At 73.1% G+C, this 16,359-nt stretch carries 15 protein-coding genes; 4 read left to right on the top strand and 11 right to left on the bottom strand.

From position 1 onward, the window contains the following. Positions 1-2: 2 nt before the first annotated feature. Positions 3-1,010: a glycosyltransferase gene (locus tag BJ958_RS22850; protein WP_179729115.1), complete on the top strand. Its 1,008-nt coding sequence runs from the start codon at positions 3-5 to the stop codon at positions 1,008-1,010. On the opposite strand, the gene hemB is transcribed toward BJ958_RS22850, so the two are convergent. The 9 genes from hemB to BJ958_RS22805 form a co-directional block, all read right to left on the bottom strand. Then, positions 970-1,965, bottom strand: coding sequence for a porphobilinogen synthase (hemB, locus tag BJ958_RS22845; RefSeq protein WP_179729114.1), 996 nt, complete (start codon positions 1,963-1,965; stop codon positions 970-972). The genes BJ958_RS22850 and hemB overlap by 41 nt on opposite strands. Before the next feature lie 137 nt (positions 1,966-2,102). Then, positions 2,103-3,452 carry a hypothetical protein gene (locus tag BJ958_RS22840; RefSeq protein ID WP_179729113.1) on the bottom strand — a complete coding sequence of 450 codons (1,350 nt, stop codon included), beginning with the start codon at positions 3,450-3,452 and terminating at the stop codon, positions 2,103-2,105. Continuing rightward, entirely contained in the window at positions 3,446-3,970 is a 525-nt protein-coding gene (locus BJ958_RS22835; protein ID WP_179729112.1) for a SigE family RNA polymerase sigma factor, read from the bottom strand. The genes BJ958_RS22840 and BJ958_RS22835 overlap by 7 nt, the downstream gene beginning before the upstream one ends. Before the next feature lie 163 nt (positions 3,971-4,133). Then, the gene (locus BJ958_RS22830) at positions 4,134-5,807 is read right to left on the bottom strand and encodes a bifunctional uroporphyrinogen-III C-methyltransferase/uroporphyrinogen-III synthase (RefSeq protein ID WP_179729111.1); all 1,674 of its coding nucleotides are present in this window, start codon (positions 5,805-5,807) and stop codon (positions 4,134-4,136) included. Further along, a complete protein-coding gene (hemC, locus tag BJ958_RS22825; protein ID WP_179729110.1) occupies positions 5,804-6,826 on the bottom strand; it encodes a hydroxymethylbilane synthase in 1,023 nt (340 codons plus the stop codon). The genes BJ958_RS22830 and hemC overlap by 4 nt, the downstream gene beginning before the upstream one ends. Further along, on the bottom strand, positions 6,823-8,130 hold the full coding sequence (locus tag BJ958_RS22820) for a glutamyl-tRNA reductase (protein ID WP_179729109.1): 1,308 nt from the start codon (positions 8,128-8,130) through the stop codon (positions 6,823-6,825). The genes hemC and BJ958_RS22820 overlap by 4 nt, the downstream gene beginning before the upstream one ends. Beyond that, positions 8,127-8,819, bottom strand: coding sequence for a redox-sensing transcriptional repressor Rex (locus tag BJ958_RS22815; protein ID WP_273518460.1), 693 nt, complete (start codon positions 8,817-8,819; stop codon positions 8,127-8,129). Before BJ958_RS22815 ends, BJ958_RS22820 begins: the two co-directional genes overlap by 4 nt. Positions 8,820-8,979: 160 nt before the next feature. Next, entirely contained in the window at positions 8,980-9,216 is a 237-nt protein-coding gene (locus BJ958_RS22810) for a glutaredoxin family protein (RefSeq protein ID WP_179730343.1), read from the bottom strand. 5 nt (positions 9,217-9,221) lie between these two features. Beyond that, complete coding sequence (locus BJ958_RS22805) at positions 9,222-10,853, bottom strand: class I adenylate-forming enzyme family protein (protein WP_179729108.1); 1,632 nt, start codon at positions 10,851-10,853, stop codon at positions 9,222-9,224. 41 nt (positions 10,854-10,894) lie between these two features. On the opposite strand from BJ958_RS22805, the gene BJ958_RS22800 reads away from it, so the two are divergent. The 3 genes from BJ958_RS22800 (at position 10,895) to BJ958_RS22790 (ending at position 13,984) form a co-directional block, all read left to right on the top strand. Next, entirely contained in the window at positions 10,895-11,782 is an 888-nt protein-coding gene (locus BJ958_RS22800; RefSeq protein WP_179729107.1) for an HAD family hydrolase, read from the top strand. A gap of 134 nt (positions 11,783-11,916) precedes the next feature. Continuing rightward, positions 11,917-12,711, top strand: coding sequence for a sigma-70 family RNA polymerase sigma factor (locus BJ958_RS22795; protein ID WP_179729106.1), 795 nt, complete (start codon positions 11,917-11,919; stop codon positions 12,709-12,711). A gap of 133 nt (positions 12,712-12,844) precedes the next feature. After that, entirely contained in the window at positions 12,845-13,984 is a 1,140-nt protein-coding gene (locus BJ958_RS22790) for a DUF5667 domain-containing protein (RefSeq protein WP_179729105.1), read from the top strand. 98 nt (positions 13,985-14,082) lie between these two features. Here the strand turns inward: BJ958_RS22790 and BJ958_RS22785 are convergent, their stop codons facing one another. After that, entirely contained in the window at positions 14,083-15,276 is a 1,194-nt protein-coding gene (locus BJ958_RS22785; protein WP_179729104.1) for a lysophospholipid acyltransferase family protein, read from the bottom strand. Beyond that, positions 15,269-16,330, bottom strand: coding sequence for an NAD-dependent epimerase/dehydratase family protein (locus BJ958_RS22780; RefSeq protein WP_179729103.1), 1,062 nt, complete (start codon positions 16,328-16,330; stop codon positions 15,269-15,271). Before BJ958_RS22780 ends, BJ958_RS22785 begins: the two co-directional genes overlap by 8 nt. Between the last annotated feature and the right edge of the window lie 29 nt (positions 16,331-16,359).

The raw sequence follows: 16,359 nt of genomic DNA, 5'->3' as shown, positions 1-16,359 counted from the left end.
AGGTGACCGGGTTCACGATCCTGCTGCCCGTGCACCGCCCACCAGCGATGCTGCCACTCGCCATCGAGTCGGTGCTGGCGCAGACGGTCACCGACTTCGACCTGGTGGTGATCTGCGACGGCGCACCGCCGGAGACAGCCGCCTGCGCGCAGGAGTACGCCGATCGCGACCCGCGGGTCCGCGTCCTCGACCTGCCCAAGGGCGAGCGGCACGGCGAGGCGCACCGCCACCGTGTGCTCGAGGAGGTCGACGAGTTCGAGCGCCCGCTCGTGGCGCAGGTCGCCGACGACGACCTCTGGTTCCCCGGCCACCTCACCGAGCTGCAGCAGCTGCTCGCCGAAGCGGACTTCGGCAACCTGCTCCAGGTCCGGCTGCTGACCGACGGCGGGCTCGCCGTGCACCTCGGCGACCTCGCCGACCCGCACACCCGTGAGCGGATGCGCACCGAGCGGTTCAACTTCTTCGGCCCCAGCGTGGCGGGCTACCGGCTCGCGGCGTACCGGAGCCTGGTGCACGGGTGGCAGCCCGCGCCCACCGACGTGTGGAGCGACCTGCACATGTGGCGTGCGTTCCTCGACACCCCGGGCCTGCGGCTGGCCACCCGGCACGCCGTCGAGGGCGTGAGCCTGCCGGCTGCGGAGCGCTCCGACGTCGACCTGGCCCGGCGCGCGGCCGAGAACCGGCGGATCAGCGCCGAGCTGCTCGGCGCCGACCTCGCCCAGCGCGACTTCCGCGCCCGCGCCTTCGCCGAGCTGGGGACCGCCCTGATCGCCACGACGGCGTACGCCCAGGACGTCGCGACGGCCCACCAGGGTGCCATCGCCGAGATCGCCGACCTCTGGACCCACCTCGAGGGGACCCGCGGGGCGTTCGAGGCCGCGTCCGCCGCGCTCGAGAGGAAGCGGAAGGCCATCCGGCGGCTGCGGGCCCGCAACCAGTCGCTCGCCGAGGAGCTCGCGGCGCTCCGGGTCAGCGCAGCAGGCCGGCGGCTTCGGTGGCCCAGTAGGTGAGGATGATGTCCGCGCCGGCCCGCCGGATCGAGGTGAGCGTCTCGAGGATCGCGGGCTCGCGGTCGATCCAGCCGTGCGCCGCGGCGGCCTCGAGCATGGCGTACTCCCCTGAGATGTTGTACGCCGCCGTCGGCACGCCGAGCTCGCTGGCCGCATCGGCCACACGGCGCAATACGTCCAGGTAGGCCAGCGCCGGCTTCACCATGACGACGTCGGCGCCTTCCTCGATGTCGAGCAGGGCCTCGCGGACGCCCTCGTTGGCGTTGCGCCGCCCGTCCTGCTGGTAGGTCCGGCGGTCGCCCTGCAGGGAGCTGTCGACGGCCTCGCGGAAGGGGCCGAAGAAGGCCGAGGCGTACTTCGCCGAGTAGGCGAGGATCCCGGTGTCGGTGAGCCCGGCGCCGTCGAGGGCCGCGCGGATCACCGCGACCTGGCCGTCCATCATGCCGCTGGGCCCGACCATGCCGGCGCCGGCCTGCGCCTGGACGACGGCCATGTCGGCGTAGCGCTCCAGGGTGGCGTCGTTGTCGACCCGACCGGCCGCGTCGAGGACGCCGCAGTGGCCGTGGTCGGTGAACTCGTCGAGGCACAGGTCGCCCATCACGACCAGTGCGTCGCCGACCTCGCTGACGACGTCGGCGATCGCGACGTTGAGGATCCCGTCGGGGTCGGTGGCGCCGGTCCCGGTGGCGTCCTTGGCCTGCGGCACGCCGAACAGCATGATCCCGCGCAGCCCCGCCTCCGCCGCCTCGACCGCCGCCTTGCGCAGCGAGTCCCGCGTGTGCTGGACGACGCCCGGCATCGAGCTGATCGGCGTCGGCTCGCTGGCACCCTCGCGCACGAACGCGGGCAGCACCAGCTGCTCGGGACGCAGGGTGGTCTCGGCGACGAGGTCGCGCATCGCCGCCGAGGTCCGCAGGCGACGGGGACGGACGATCGGTCGCAGGATCTCGTTCATCGGGGTCCCCACGACGTTGTGCGTCGGGAGAGCGCAGCGGGGAAGGCGCAGAGCTTCGTGGGGTGATTCACCCCGCCATTGTCCCGCAGGGCCCCCGCCGCCTCCCAGCCACTCCCCAGCCGCTCCCCAGCCGGGCCTCAGCGCCACCTCGCCAGCCACTGGGTGGCGCCGGGGATCGGCTCCTGCGGGCCGCTCGACCTACCGACGGGCGTGTCCCACAGCAGGTAGCCGTCGGGCACCGGCCCACCGAGCCCGTACGACGAGTTGGCGTCGGACACGCGCACGAAGCGGCCGCTGTCGAGCTCGTAGACGTAGGTCCCGGCCCGGTTGCGCGCGTAGGACGTCACCCGCAGGAGCCCGCCGGTCGCCCAGCCGTCGATGCCGCTGCCCTGGATCGTGGTGACCAGGTCGCCGTCGGTGGTGAGGACCTGGACCCGGTCGTCGCGGCCGTCGTCGTAGGTGCCGCAGTACTGGCTGAGCACGATCCGGTCTCCCACCGCCCCGAATCCGAGCAGGTTGCACCGCTTGCCGGAGTGCGGGTCGAAGTCGTGCTCGGCGCCGGTGGCGAGGTCGCGGACGTGGATCCGGTCGTTCTTCCCGTTGGCGCGGGCGCTCCAGACCATGGTGTCGCCGGTGAACGCGACGGCACCGACACGCAAGCCCTCGTCGCGCACGTCGGAGGGATCCGTCAGCGAGACCGACCACAGGTCGTAGGTGTCACCCTCGGCGTCCGCGTCGTCGGCCTCCCCGTCGGGTCCTGTCGGCCAGCCGCCGGGGGGCGGCGAGCCGACCGTCGCCGGGACACCGACGTACAACCGGTCGTCGGGCCCCATCACCGGGCTGCGAAGACCCGACACCCGGGGCAGCGTGGGCCAGGTGACGCTCGACCAGGACCGGGCCGCCCGGTCGTAGACGTAGGCCCGGAGCCGTCCCACCAGGTCGGCGCCGTCGTCGGGTGGCGCGTAGGCCAGCACCAACCGGTCGGCACCGAGCTCGGTCGGCCAGACCTGGTCTCCCGTGTCGATCGGCGGCAGCCAGTCCTTCGCGCCCGTGGCGGGGTCGAGCAGGGCGTAGCGGATCTTGTTCTGCGGCCCGTGCGGGCCGTCGCGGAACAGGATCTTCCCGTCGTCGGTGACGCCGTCGTAGTACTGCCCGTTGGCGGCGTCGAGGTCCTTGTTCGTGTACGACGACAGCAGGTCGTAGTCGACGCCCGCCTTGGCCCGGTGGGCGTCGGACAGCCGGACGACCGGCCCGTCCGGGCGCGGTACGACGCTCGCCGCCGGCGTGTCCCGGCCGTCGGACCCGCGGCCGACGAGCGTGCTCACGGCGACCACGCCGACCACCGCGACGGCCAGGCCCCCGGCGACGCGCGCCCGGCGCCGTCGTACCCGCCGACGGCCGCCGGCGAGCACGGCCGCCAGGTCGATGTCGTCGGCGGGCGGGGTCGCCGCCGCCTCGTGCAGCAGGGTCCGCATCTCGTTCACCATGTCTGCGCTCCTCCCAGGGTCAGCTCGCCGAGCGACGAGTCCTCGAACACGGAGCGGAGCCGGTCCAGCGCACGCGCGGTCTGGCTCTTGACGGTGCCCTCGCTGCACCCGAGTGCCTTCGCGGTGTCGGCGACGCTGAGGTCGTCGAAGTACCGCAGCACCACGCAGGCCCGCTGCCGCGGTGGCAGCTCGGCCATCATCTGCAGCAGGGCCTCCCGGGCACTGACCAGCTCGGCGACGTCGATCCCGTCGGGCCGCTGGTGGTCGGCCTCGACGACCAGCTCGGTGCTCGACCGGCGCCGGGCGTGGTCGAGCACGACGCTGACCAGCGCCTTGCGGGCATAGGCGTACTCGCGCCCGGCCCGGGTCAGCCGTGGCCACGCGACATACACCCGGATCAGCGCGTCCTGGACGTGGTCGGCCGCCCGGTCCCAGTCCCCGCACAACAGGTACGCCGTGCGGCGCAGCCGGTCGCGCGCCCCCTGGGCGAAGGCGACGAACTCGTCCTCGTCACGCATCGGTCATCCGCTCCATGACGCACCCAACGTGGTGACCACGCCCTCAGGTTGCACCGACCCGGCACGAACTGGCTCCCGAAATGCACTGACCCGGCAGGAAGTGGCCTGTGCAGGAGCCACTTTCTGCCGGGTCGGCGGGAGAAACGAGCCAGTTCGGGCCGGGTCAGGCCTTGCGACGCCGAGCCGAGGGCTTGCGGTCGCTCGGCTTCGTGACCGGCTCGCCGGCCTCGAGCATCGCGGCACGGCGGCTGGCACCGAAGCCGGCGAGGGCCTCGACGAGCAGCTCGACGTCCGGCTTGGGGGCCAGCACGTCGACCCGCAGGCCGTGCTCCTCGGCCGTCTTGGCCGTGGCCGGCCCGATCACCGCGATGATCGTCGACGGGTGCGGCTTGCCGGCGATGCCGACCAGGTTGCGCACGGTCGAGGACGACGTGAACACGACGGCGTCGAACTTGCCGGTCTTGATCGCGTCGCGGGTCGGCGCCGGCGGCGGGGCGGCCCGGACGGTGCGGTACGCGGTGACGTCGTCGCACTCCCAGCCGAGGTCGATCAGGCCCGCGACGAGGTTCTCGGTCGCGATGTCGGCACGCGGCAGGAACACCCGGTTGATCGGGTCCAGCTGCTCGTCGTACTCGGGCCAGTCCTCGAGGAGACCGGCGGCGGACTGCTCGCCCGAGGGGACGAGGTCGGCGCGCAGGCCCCAGTCGGCGATCGCCTGGGCGGTCTTCTCGCCGACGGCGGCGATCTTGAGGCCGGAGAAGGCACGGGCGTCGAGGCCGTACTCCTCGAACTTCTCGCGGACCGCCTTGACGGCGTTCACCGAGGTGAACGCGATCCACTCGTAGCGACCCTCGACGAGACCGCGGACGGCCTTGTCCATCTGCTGCGGGTTGCGCGGCGGCTCGACGGAGATCGTGGGGACCTCCTCCGGGACGCCACCGAACTCGCGGATCCGGTTGGACAGCGACGCCGACTGCTCCTTGGTGCGCGGCACCAGCACCCGCCAGCCGAACAGCGGCTTGGTCTCGAACCAGGACAGCTTCTCGCGCAGGTCGACGACGGCACCGATGACGGTGATCGCGGGCGGGGCGATCCGCGCGGCACGGACGTCGGCGGCGATGTGCTCGAGCGTGGAGGTGATCGTCTCCTGCTCGGTGGTCGTGCCGACCCGGGTCATCGCGACCGGGGTCTGCGGCGAGCGGCCGATGGCGATGAGCTGCTTGGCGATGTCGGCGATCTGGCCGACGGCCGAGAGCAGCACCAGGGTCGGGGTGTCGGCGTACCGGCTCCAGTCGACCTTGTCACCGCAGGTCACCACGGCCACCTCGCGGTGGTCCTTGGTGGTCAGCGGGATGCCGGCGTAGGCCGGGACGGCGCCGACCGAGGAGACGCCCGGGACGACCTCGAACGCGAGGCCGGCCTTGGCGACCGCCTGGGCCTCCTCCGGCCCGGACGCGTACAGGAACGGGTCCCCACCGAGCAGGCGGACGACGCGCAGGCCGCGCTTGGCCTGCTTGACGACGACCTTCGCCCGAGCGGCGTGGGTCAGCGGCTGGCCGTCCTCACCGAACCCGCCGTCGACGATCTCGGGCTCCGCGGCCGTCTCGTCGCCGACCTGCGCGGCACGCGCGCGCACCACGGCGACCAGGTCGGCGTGACCCGGGTCCTCGGTGATCACGACGTCGGCGTCCTCGATCAACCTGACGGCACGCACGGTGAGCAGGTCGGGGTCGCCGGGGCCGGTGCCGACGAAGGCCGTGAAGCCGGGGCCTCCGGGGTGGACCTGGGCGGCGGCGGGAGTCGAAGCAGCCTTCTTGGCTGTCGTGGCTCGCGTCATGGGTTGTGCACCTCTGCAGATCGTGCGGACGGGGGGTCGTTCGGTTCGGGGGTGGACGACTGCGCATCGCGCAGCTGGGTCATCAGCTCGTCGCCACCGTCGGCCAGCATCTCGGCGCCGAGGTCGCCGCCGAGCTTGGCGGCCTCGGCCGGCCAGGTCGTGGGGTCGGTGCCGAGCGCGGCCGACGCCGAGCGGCGTACGGCGAGCGCGCCGTCCTCGGAGAGCACCACGGCCCGCAGCCACAGCTCGGGCCCGTCGTCGCCCTCGGCGACCTCGGCGAGGGCACCGATCGGTGCGGCGCAGCCGCCCTCGAGCGTGGCCATCAAGGTGCGCTCGGCGGTGACGGCGGCGTGGGTGCCGGGGTCGTCGAGCCGGGCGAGCAGCGCGAGGGTCTCGGTGTCGTCGGCGCGGCACTCGACGGCGAGGGCGCCCTGACCGGGGGCCGGCAGCACCTGGAGCGGGTCGAGGACCTCGGTGACCTCGTCGAGCCGGCCGAGCCGGGCCAGGCCGGCGCGGGCGAGCACGACGGCGTCGTAGGTGCCCTCGGCGATCCGGCCGATCCGGGTGTCGACGTTGCCGCGGACCCCGACCAGCTCGACACCGAGACCGAGCGCCTCGATCTGCGCGACCCGGCGCGGGGAGCCGGTGGCGACCTTGCTGCCCTGCGGCAGCTCGCCGAGGGTGAGGCCGTCGCGGGCGACGACGACGTCGCGCGGGTCCTCACGCGGAGGTACGGCGGCCAGCGCGATGCCCTCGGTCGCATAGGTCGGGAGGTCCTTGAGCGAGTGGACGGCGACGTCGACCTCACCGGCGAGCAGCGCGTCGCGCAGCGCGCTGACGAAGACCCCGGTCGAGGGCGCGCCCACCAGCGAGACCCCGCTGGCCTGGCTGCGGTCGCCGTCGGTGGTGATCTCGACCAGCTCGGTCGGCGTGCCGAGCGCCTCGAGGGCGTCGGCGACGTGGCCGGACTGGGTGGTCGCCAGCAGGCTGCGGCGGGTGCCGATGCGCAGGTTGGTCACGACAGGCCCTCCTCGGTCACGACGGGCCGGGTGACGGCGTCGACCGCGTCCGGGTCGAGCGCGAACAGCTCCGCGAGCGCCGCGGCGTAGGAGACGGCGCCCTGCTCGTTGGCGAGCTCCTTGACCCGGACGGTCGGCTCGTGGAGCAGCTTGTCGGCGACCCGGCGCACGGTCTGCCGGATCTCCTCGCGCACCGTGTCGTCGAGGTCGGGCAGCCGGCCCTCGAGCCGGGTCATCTCGGCGTCGACGACGTTGGTGGCCATCGAGCGGAGCGCGACGACGGTGGGCGTGACGCTGGCCTGGCGGCGGGCGGCGAGGAAGGCGGTGACCTCCTCGCCCAGGATCCGGCGCACCTCCTGGACCTCGCGGCCGGTGACGCCGCCGTGGAGCAGGTCGGCGAGCTCGGCCAGCCCGACGCGTCGCACTCCGGCCAGGTCGGCCACGTCGGGCGCGATGTCGTGGGGCAGCGCGAGGTCGATCAGCGCCAGCGGCCGCTCGACGTCCCCGCGGACGCGGGACAGGAGCGCGCGGTCGATGATCGTGCCGGACGAGCCGGTGCAGCTGATCACGATGTCGGCCGTGGCCAGCTCGTCGCCGAGGTCGGCCAGCCGGACGGCCTCGCCGGAGTACTGCACGGCCAGGCGGACCGCGCGGTCCACCGACCGGTTGACGATGGAGAGGCGCCCGGCGCCGAGACGGCTGGCGGTCGCGGTCGCCAGACCGGCCATCGCGCCGGCGCCGACCACGACGACGTGCTTGCCCTCGACCGCGCCGACGACCTTGGTCGTCTCGTCGAGAGCGGCGCTGACCAGGGTCGGGGCGACCTGGTCGATCTCCGTCTCCGCACGGGTGCGCTTGCCGACCCGCAGTGCCTGCTGGAACAGGTTGTTGAGCGCCGAGCCGACGGTGCCGAGCTCCTGCCCGCGGCGCAGGGCCTCGCGGGTCTGGCCGAGGATCTGGCCCTCGCCGACCGCCATCGAGTCCAGGCCCGCGGCGACCTGGAACAGGTGGGAGATCGCACCGTCGTCGTAGTGGACGTAGAGGTGCGGGAGCATCGCCTCGGTCGTCTCGCCCGCCCGGTCGACCAGGAGGCGGGAGATCTGCTCGATGCTGCCGTGGAAGCGCTCGACCTCGGTGTAGATCTCGAGGCGGTTGCACGTCGCGATCACCGTGGCCTCGCTGACGTGCTCGCAGGACGCGGCGTCGGTGATCAGCTTGTGCACGCCGTCGCGGTCGAGCGCGACCCGCTCGAGCAGCGACACCGGCGCGGAGTTGTGGGAGATGCCCACGACCAGGACGCTCATGCCGCACCTCCGTCTGCTTCGGTGGACGCGTCGGCGCCGTTGGCCTTGCGCTGCTCGTGGTAGGCGAGGATCTGCAGCTCGATCGACAGGTCGACCTTGCGCACGTCGACGCCCTCGGGCACCGCGACCACGGCCGGCGCGAAGTTGAGGATGCTGGTGATGCCGATGGCGACCATGCGGTCGGCGACGTCCTGCGCGGCGACGGCGGGCGTGGCGATGACGCCGATCGCGACGTCGTGCTCGCGGACGATCTCCTCGAGGTCGTCGAAGGGGCGTACGACGACCCCCGCGACCTCGCGCCCGACGATCCCGGGGTCGGCGTCGAGCAGTGCGACGACCCGGAAGCCGCGGCTGCGGAAGCCGGAGTAGTTGGCCAGCGCGTGGCCCAGGTTGCCGATGCCGACGATGACGACCGGCCAGTCCTGGGTCACCCCGATCTCGCGGGCGATCTGGTAGCGGAGGTAGTCGACGTCGTACCCGACACCGCGGGTGCCGTAGCTGCCGAGGTAGGACAGGTCCTTGCGGAGCTTGGCGCTGTTGACGCCGGCCGCGGACGCGAGGTCCTCGCTCGAGCACGTGCGGATCCCGCTGTCGGCCAGCGCCGTCAACGCCCGCAGGTAGACGGGCAGGCGGGCGACCGTGGCCTCCGGGATGACCCGGGCGGCATCCGTCGAACTCCGTGTGGTCACAGCTCCACTTTCCAGCCGCCCGATCAGGCGTCAATCACGCGGCTCGATCACTGTAGGAGTTTGTGAACGTGGGAACAAAATGGACGAGAGGCCCCCGGATCAGGTACGGCGACCGGACGTGGTAAGCGTCACCACGTCCGGCGGCGGCCCGGCCCACGGCTCAGCGCAACGCGGCACGCAGGCGGTCGGGGCTGACCCGCCAGAAGTCGTGCTGGCGCCCGTCGACGAAGGTCACCGGGATCTCGTTGGCGAACCGGTCGGCGAGCACCGGGTCGTCGTCGATGGACAGCTCCTCGTAGCTCTCGCCGAGCTCCGCGCAGACCGCCTCGATGACCGCCCGGGCGTCGTCGCACAGGTGACAGCCGGGCCGGCTGTAGAGGGTGACCCGGGCGCTCACGCCGCTCACTCCAAGATCCCCAGCGCCTTGCGCCGCTCGGCGCCGCGCAGCACGCCCTTGCGGATCTTGCCGGTGACGGTGCGCGGCAGCGCGGTGACGACCTCGACCCGCACCGGCCGCTTGTACGGCGCCAGCTGCTCGGCCGCCGCCGACCGCACCGCGCTCACCAGGGCCTCGGCGTCGGGGCCGCCGGACTCGCCTGCCTCGGGGACGACGTAGGCGACGACGGCCTCGCCGGTCTGCTCGTCGGGTACGCCGAGCACGGCGGCCTGGCGCACGCCCGCGACTCCCTCCAGCACCGCCTCGACCTCGCTCGGGTAGACGTTGAAGCCGGACACGATGACCAGCTCCTTGACCCGGTCGACGAGGAAGAGGTCGCCGTCGGCGTCGAGGAAGCCGACGTCGCCGGTGGACCACCAGCCGTCCTCGGCGGGGCCGTCCTGGCCGTCGGGCCAGTAGCCGCTGAACAGGTTGCGACCACGGATCTGGATCTCGCCGGGGTCGTCGACGGCTGCCTCGTCGAGGGGCGCGCCCTCGTCGTCGACGAGCCGGATGTCGATGCCGTCGAGCGCGGCGCCCACGGAGCCGGGCTTCACCTCGGCCGAGCGCAGCGTGCTGGTCACGACCGGCGAGGCCTCGGTCAGGCCGTAGCCCTGGTGGATCGGCACCTGCGCCAGCGCGCCGAACTCCTCGACCGTCTCGGCGGCGAGCGGGGCGGAGCCGGACAGGATCATCCGCACCGGCCCCAGCCGCTCGGCCAGCGCGTCCACGCGCTGCCAGGCCGCGAACACCGGCGGCGCGACGGGAACGACACTGCACGCCTCGTCCTCGACCAGATCGAGGGTGCCCTCGGGGTCGAAGCGCTCGGCCAGCACCAGCTTGGCGCGGTGCCGGATCACGCCGCCGAGCACGGCACCGAGGCCGTAGACGTGGAACAGCGGCAGCACGCCGAGCACGACGTCGTCGGAGTGGATCATCGGCGGCTCGACCGAGGCGACCTGGTCGACGTTGGCCAGCAGCGCGCGGTGGGTGAGCATCGCGGCTCGCGGCCGACCGGACGTGCCGCTCGTGTAGAGCAGCACGGCGAGCTTCTCGGGGTCCTGCAGCGGAGGAACGGGAACGGCGGCCTCGGCCCGCAGGTCGTCGTACCTGGTCTCGGAGGGACCGAGCTCGTCCGCGTCGACGCCGACCAGCACCACCCGCGGAGCCGGGCGGTTCTCGTCCTGCGCGGCGGCGACCACCTCGGTGCGCGCCACCGCGTCACGAACCGCGGGCGCGGTCTGCCCGTCGGCGAGGACCAGCCGGGCACCGCTGTCGACGAGCATCGCCGCCAGCTCGGCGGGCACCGACCCCGGGTTGACGGGTACGGCGACCGCCTGGGCCCGCAGCACCCCGAGGTAGCCGGTCACGAACTCCAGCCGGTTGCCAAGGGCGAGCAGCACCCGGTGCCCGGCGAGGACGCCGGCGCGTCCCAGCCCGGTGGCGACCCGGCCGACCTCGTCCTCGAGCTCGGCCCAGGTCAGTCCCCGACCACCCGCCTCGACGACGGCGAGCCGCTCGGGATGCTCGGCGGCGGCGGACGCGACGAGGGCGGCCACGTCGGGGACAGCAGCAGCGGCGGCGTCCGGCAACGACATGGAGGGATCCTACGTGCCTTCTCTCTTCTAGGCTGGGGCACATGGTGCCGCCCGCTGACCGCCCCCGTCGGCTCAACCTGCAGCAGCGCTCGCGCCTGGCCGGCGAGGCAGCGGCGGCCGCAGCCGAGGTCGAGACCGCGCTCGCGCACCCGGTCGACCCGAAGGCGGCGGCGTTCTTCGACGTCGACAACACGGTGATGCAGGGCGCGAGCATCTTCCACCTGGCCAAGGGGCTGTACCGGCGCAAGTTCTTCACGACCCGCGACCTGGTCGGGGCGGCGTACAAGCAGGCGTACTTCCGCATCGCCGGCGTCGAGGACCCCGAGCACGTGGCCGAGGCCCGCAACTCCGCGCTCGCGTTCATCGCCGGGCACACCGTGCAGGAGCTCGAGGAGATCGGCGAGGAGATCTTCGACGAGGCCATGGCCCACCGGATCTGGCCCGGCACCCGGGCGCTCGCGCAGATGCACCTCGACCAGGGCCAGCGGGTCTGGCTGGTCACGGCCGCGCCGATCGAGATCGCGAGCCTGATCGCCCGGCGCCTCGGCCTCACCGGCGCGCTGGGCACCGTCGCCGAACACGTCGACGGCGTCTACACCGGCAGGCTGGTCGGCGACATGCTGCACGGGCCCGCGAAGGCCGTCGCGGTCACCGCACTCGCCGAGCGCGAGGGGCTGGACCTGTCCCTGTGCTCGGCCTACAGCGACTCCTCCAACGACCTGCCGATGCTCAGCCTGGTCGGCGACCCGTGCGCCATCAACCCCGACGCCAAGCTGCGCGCCCACGCCCGCGCCAACGGCTGGCGGATCCGTGACTACCGGACCGGCCGCAAGGCTGCCCGGGCGGGCCTGATCGCCGGCTCGGCCGCCACCGGAGCGGCGATCGCCGGTGCGGTCGTACGGCGACAGGTGCGTCGCCACGTCTCCTGAAGGTCCCCCTACCGGACGGTAACCTGGTCCTTTCGGGTGGTCCGGGATCCGGGCGACCGGTTGTCGCGTTCCAGTACCACTGCGCAAGGATCCACCGTAGGATCCCCTCCGGGGGCAGTAGGGAGGGGACCCGCATGACCTGGCAGCGCACTGACCTGTCGCGAGGGCTGGACGCCCTGCGCGCGGCCGTGCTCGCTGCCCTGTCCCCCGAGCCCGCCCTCGCCGGTGGCGCTGGTGCCGCCGGCCCCGCCGGCGGTCGTCGTGGCGCCGACCACTGGCTGCTGAGCGAGGCCCACGCCGAGACCGAGGGCTACGACCGCGAGGCGTCGGCCGGCTTCGGCGACTCCACCCTCGCCACCTCCTCCGAGGACTCGCCCGAGGCGCGCGAGCGCCTGATCGCGCTGGTCGAGCTGGCCCGCGGCGGCGACGCCGAGGCGTTCGGCCAGCTCTACGACCACTACCAGCCGTCGGTCTACCGCTTCCTCTACTACCGCACCCGCTCGGTCGTCGTCGCCGAGGACCTGTGCTCGGAGACCTTCTTCCGCGCGCTGCGCAACATGTCGTCGTTCCGCTGGCAGGGCAAGGACTTCGGCGCCTGGCTGATGACCATCGCCCGCAACCTGGCCACCGACCACTTCAAGGCCGGCCGGACCCGCCTCGAGCTGACCACCGAGGACATGGGACAGCACGACGACGCGACCGAGGGTCCCGAGAACGCCGTGCTCGCCAGCCTCACCAACGAGATCCTGCTCGAGTCGCTCACCAAGCTCCCCAACGAGCAGCGCGACTGCCTCATCATGCGCTTCCTGCAGGGCATGAGCATCGCCGAGACCGCTGCGGCCCTGGGGCGCAGCGACGGCGCGATCAAGCAGCTCCAGCTCCGCGGCGTGCGCAACCTGGCGAAGCTGATGCCGGAGGGGATCCGATGATCCTTTCGGACTACTCCGGTGTGACCGCACGGACCGTAACCAGCCACCGATCCCTGTCGTTGGATGTTCGAGAGAACACGAGGGCGTGCTCCACGGGAGTGCGGACCCTCCCGACACGAGGATGGTCGTTGTGATGCGCGGGAACGCCTGGTCGCGCGGCGCCGAGGAGTTCGACGCTCTGGTCTCCGGCCGCGCCGGTGACACGGAGGCTCACGCCGAGCTGCTCGAGCTGGTCGCCGCGCTGCGCGCCGTCCCGCCGGTCAGCGCCCGCCCCGAGTTCGTGTCCTCCCTGCGCACCCAGCTGGTCGCCGCCGCCGAGCGGGAGCCCGCTCGCGCCGAGGAGGCCCTGGCCGTCCGCCTCACCCCGCGCCAGCGCCGCGGCTCCCGCGAGCGCCGCCTGGCCGCGGTCATCGGTGGCTTCGCCGTGGTCTCCGCCACCGGATCGATGGCGATGGCCTCGCAGGACGCCCTGCCGGGTGACGTGCTCTACCCGGTCAAGCGCGCCCTCGAGAACGCCCAGACCAACCTCCAGTCCGACGGCGCCGCCAAGGCCGACACCCTCATCTCGCACGCCGAGGCCCGCCTCGACGAGCTCCAGTCGCTGGTCGCCCGCGACCGCAGCGCCGACGAGGTCAACGCGACCCTGCAGGACTTCACCGACCAGGCCCGTCAGGCGTCCGAGTTCGCGCTCGACGACTACGCGGCCACCGGCAAGTCCGACCGGATCGCCGACCTGCGCGCGTTCGCCGGCGAGAGCATGGACGTGCTGGCCGGCCTCGCCCCGGTCATCCCGTCCGACAGCCGCTCGCCGCTGATCACCGCGACCCAGACGATCCGCCAGATCGACGCCGCCGCGTGGGAGGCCTGCCCGAGCTGCGCCGACGGCGCTGTCGCCGAGCTGCCCGACTTCGCCGCCCTGCCACTCGCCGCGGTCCTCGCCGGCGACGTCACGGTCCCGGTCGACGACGCGGCGCCGCTGCCGACGAAGAAGCCGCACCAGGCGCCGCAGGCGACGTCCACGCCGGACGCGACCGCCCCGATCGTCCCGCCGGTGCTGCCGCCGGTCGACCTGCCGACGGTGCCGAACCCGACGAAGGACCTGAAGAAGCCGCTGGGCGAGACCGTCGAGGGCGTCACCAAGGGCCTCACCGACACCCTCGGCATCAACGGCGGCTCCCAGACGACCGACGGCACCGCCACCGACCCCGGTCTCGTGCCCGGCCTGGTCGACGGCCTGACCGGCATCGTCGGCGGACTGCTCGGCGGCAAGTGAGCGCGCACCTGCGCGACGCCTGAGGAGCGTCGGCTCCATCGCTTCGAGCCTGCGACGAGCGAGCGACGCGTCTCGAAACCCTGCCGCGGTGCGACGGGTCAGCGGAAGACGGACTCCCGCTGCATGAGCAGGCTGTAGAGCGTCTGCTGGATGGTCTCGCGGACCTGGTCGGTCACGTTGAACACCAGCATCGGGTCCTCGGCCGCGCCGTCGTCGTACTCGTCGGTGCGGATCGGCTCGCCGAACTCGAGCAGCCACTTCGACGGCAGCGGCACCAGGCCGAGCGGCCCGAGCAGCGGGAAGAACGGCGTGATCGGGATGTACGGCACGCCGAGCAGGCGGGCCAGCGACGGGATGTTGCCGACGAGCGGGTAGATCTCCTCGGCGCCGACCACCGACAGCGGCACGATCGGCACGCCGGTGCGCAGCGCGGCGGACACGAAGCCGCCACGGCCGAACCGCTGGAGCTTGTAGCGCTCGGAGAACGGCTTGCCGATGCCCTTGAAGCCCTCGGGCCACACGCCGACCAGCTCGCCGCCGCGCAGCATCCGCTCGGCGTCCTCGTTGCACGCCAAGGTGGCGCCGCCCTTGCGGGCCACCGAGCCCACCACGGGCAGCCGGAACACCAGGTCGGCGCCGAGCGGGCGCAGGAAGCGGCCGGTGTGGTCGTGGATCGACACCATCGTCATCAGGCCGTCGACCGGGACGGTGCCCGAGTGGTTGGACACGACCAGTGCACCACCGTCGGCCGGGATGTTCTCGACGCCGCGGACCTCGATGCGGAACCACTTCTGCGCCACCGGCCGCAGCGCGGCCATGAAGAAGCGCTCGGTGACCTCGGCGTCGAAGCCGTACTCGTCGACGGTGTAGTCGCCGGTCACCCGGCGCCGCAGGAAGGCCAGGAAGCGCGCCAGCTGGGGCTCCCACTGGTCGCCGAACAGCTCCTTGCTGGCGTGCTGGAAGCCCGCCAGCCAGTCCCCGACCGGGATGCCGGCGAGCGGGCTGGTGCCACGCTCCTCGGTGCGGGCCGGCGCCACCAGCGGCGCAGCAGGGACCTCGGCCGGCGCGTCGAGCAGCGACGGCGTATCGATCACGGGGGTCTCGTCGACGAGCGGCCGCTCCTCGACCGGGGCGTCCTTCGCCAGCGCCTTGGCGGCCGGCTTCTTCGCGGGCGCCTTGCGCGGCGTACCGCTCTTGGGCGCGAGCCCGCGGGCCGCGGCCGACGGGCGCTTTCCGGTGCCACGGCCGGGCTGGCCGCGGGTTCCGATCGGGATGATCTCGGCGTCAGCCATCCGTGCCTCCAGCGAGGGTGAGCTGGGCGGGACGGTCGTCGTCGACCGCAGGGAGGCGCTCGGCGAGCGCGCCGAGCACCTGGTCGGTGCGGCGCGAGCCGGGCGGGAGCGAGGCGGCGAACTCGGCGAACGCCGAGGCCGTCGTGTAGTGCGGCTCGAAGCCGAGCTCGCTGCGCATCCGCGTGGTGTCCACACCGCGGCCGTAGGTCAAGAACGCGACCAGCTCGGGCGACAGGTCGGCGCGGCGCACCGACTTCAGCACCGAGCCGAGGCCGCCGAAGGCCATGCCCGGGACGGCGACGTTGGGCCGCCCGGAGCGGCGCAGTGCCTGCGACAGCATGAGCAGGCCGTCACCGGCCACGTTGAAGGTGCCGCCGACGTCCTCGCGCACGGCGTGGCGCAGGACGCGGTTGAGGTCGGTCTCGTGCAGGAACTGCAGGCGCGGGTCGAACCCGAGCACGGTCGGGATCACCGGCAGCCGGAAATAGGACGCCAGCGGGCTCACGACCCGCGGACCGATGACGTTGGCGCAGCGCAGCAGCGTGGTCGTGACGTCGGGACGCCGACGGGCGAAGCCGCGGACGTACTGCTCGACCTCGACCACGTCCTTGGCGTACCCGGTGCGCGCGGGCCGCCGCGGCTCCATGTCCTCGGTGAACATGGCGGGGTCGCGGCTGCTGGCGCCGTACGCCGTCGTCGAGGACTTCACGACCAGGGTGCGCAGCCCCTCCGCCTTCTGGCAGGCGGCGAGGAGCTGCATCGTCCCGATGACGTTGAGCTCCTTCATGGTGCCGCGGGCACCGGCGGAGCCGGGGGTCGCGATGACGCTCATGTGGACGACGGTGTCGACGTCCTCCTTGGCGATGACCTTCGCGATGACCGGGTTGCGGATGTCGGCGCGCACGAACGTGACGTCGCCGAGGTCGCCCCGCGGGGGGACGACGTCGACACCGACGACCCGGTCGATCCCGGGGTCGGTGGCCAGGGTGCGCGCAAGGGTTCGGCCGAGGTCTCGCGAGACCCCCGTGACCAGGACCGTGCGTCCGGCGCCCATCTCCACCGACTCCTCAGAATCAGGAAGCT

Source organism: Nocardioides kongjuensis (genome assembly GCF_013409625.1).
Classification (GTDB): domain Bacteria; phylum Actinomycetota; class Actinomycetes; order Propionibacteriales; family Nocardioidaceae; genus Nocardioides; species Nocardioides kongjuensis.
This window is presented reverse-complemented; position numbering and strand designations above follow the sequence as displayed.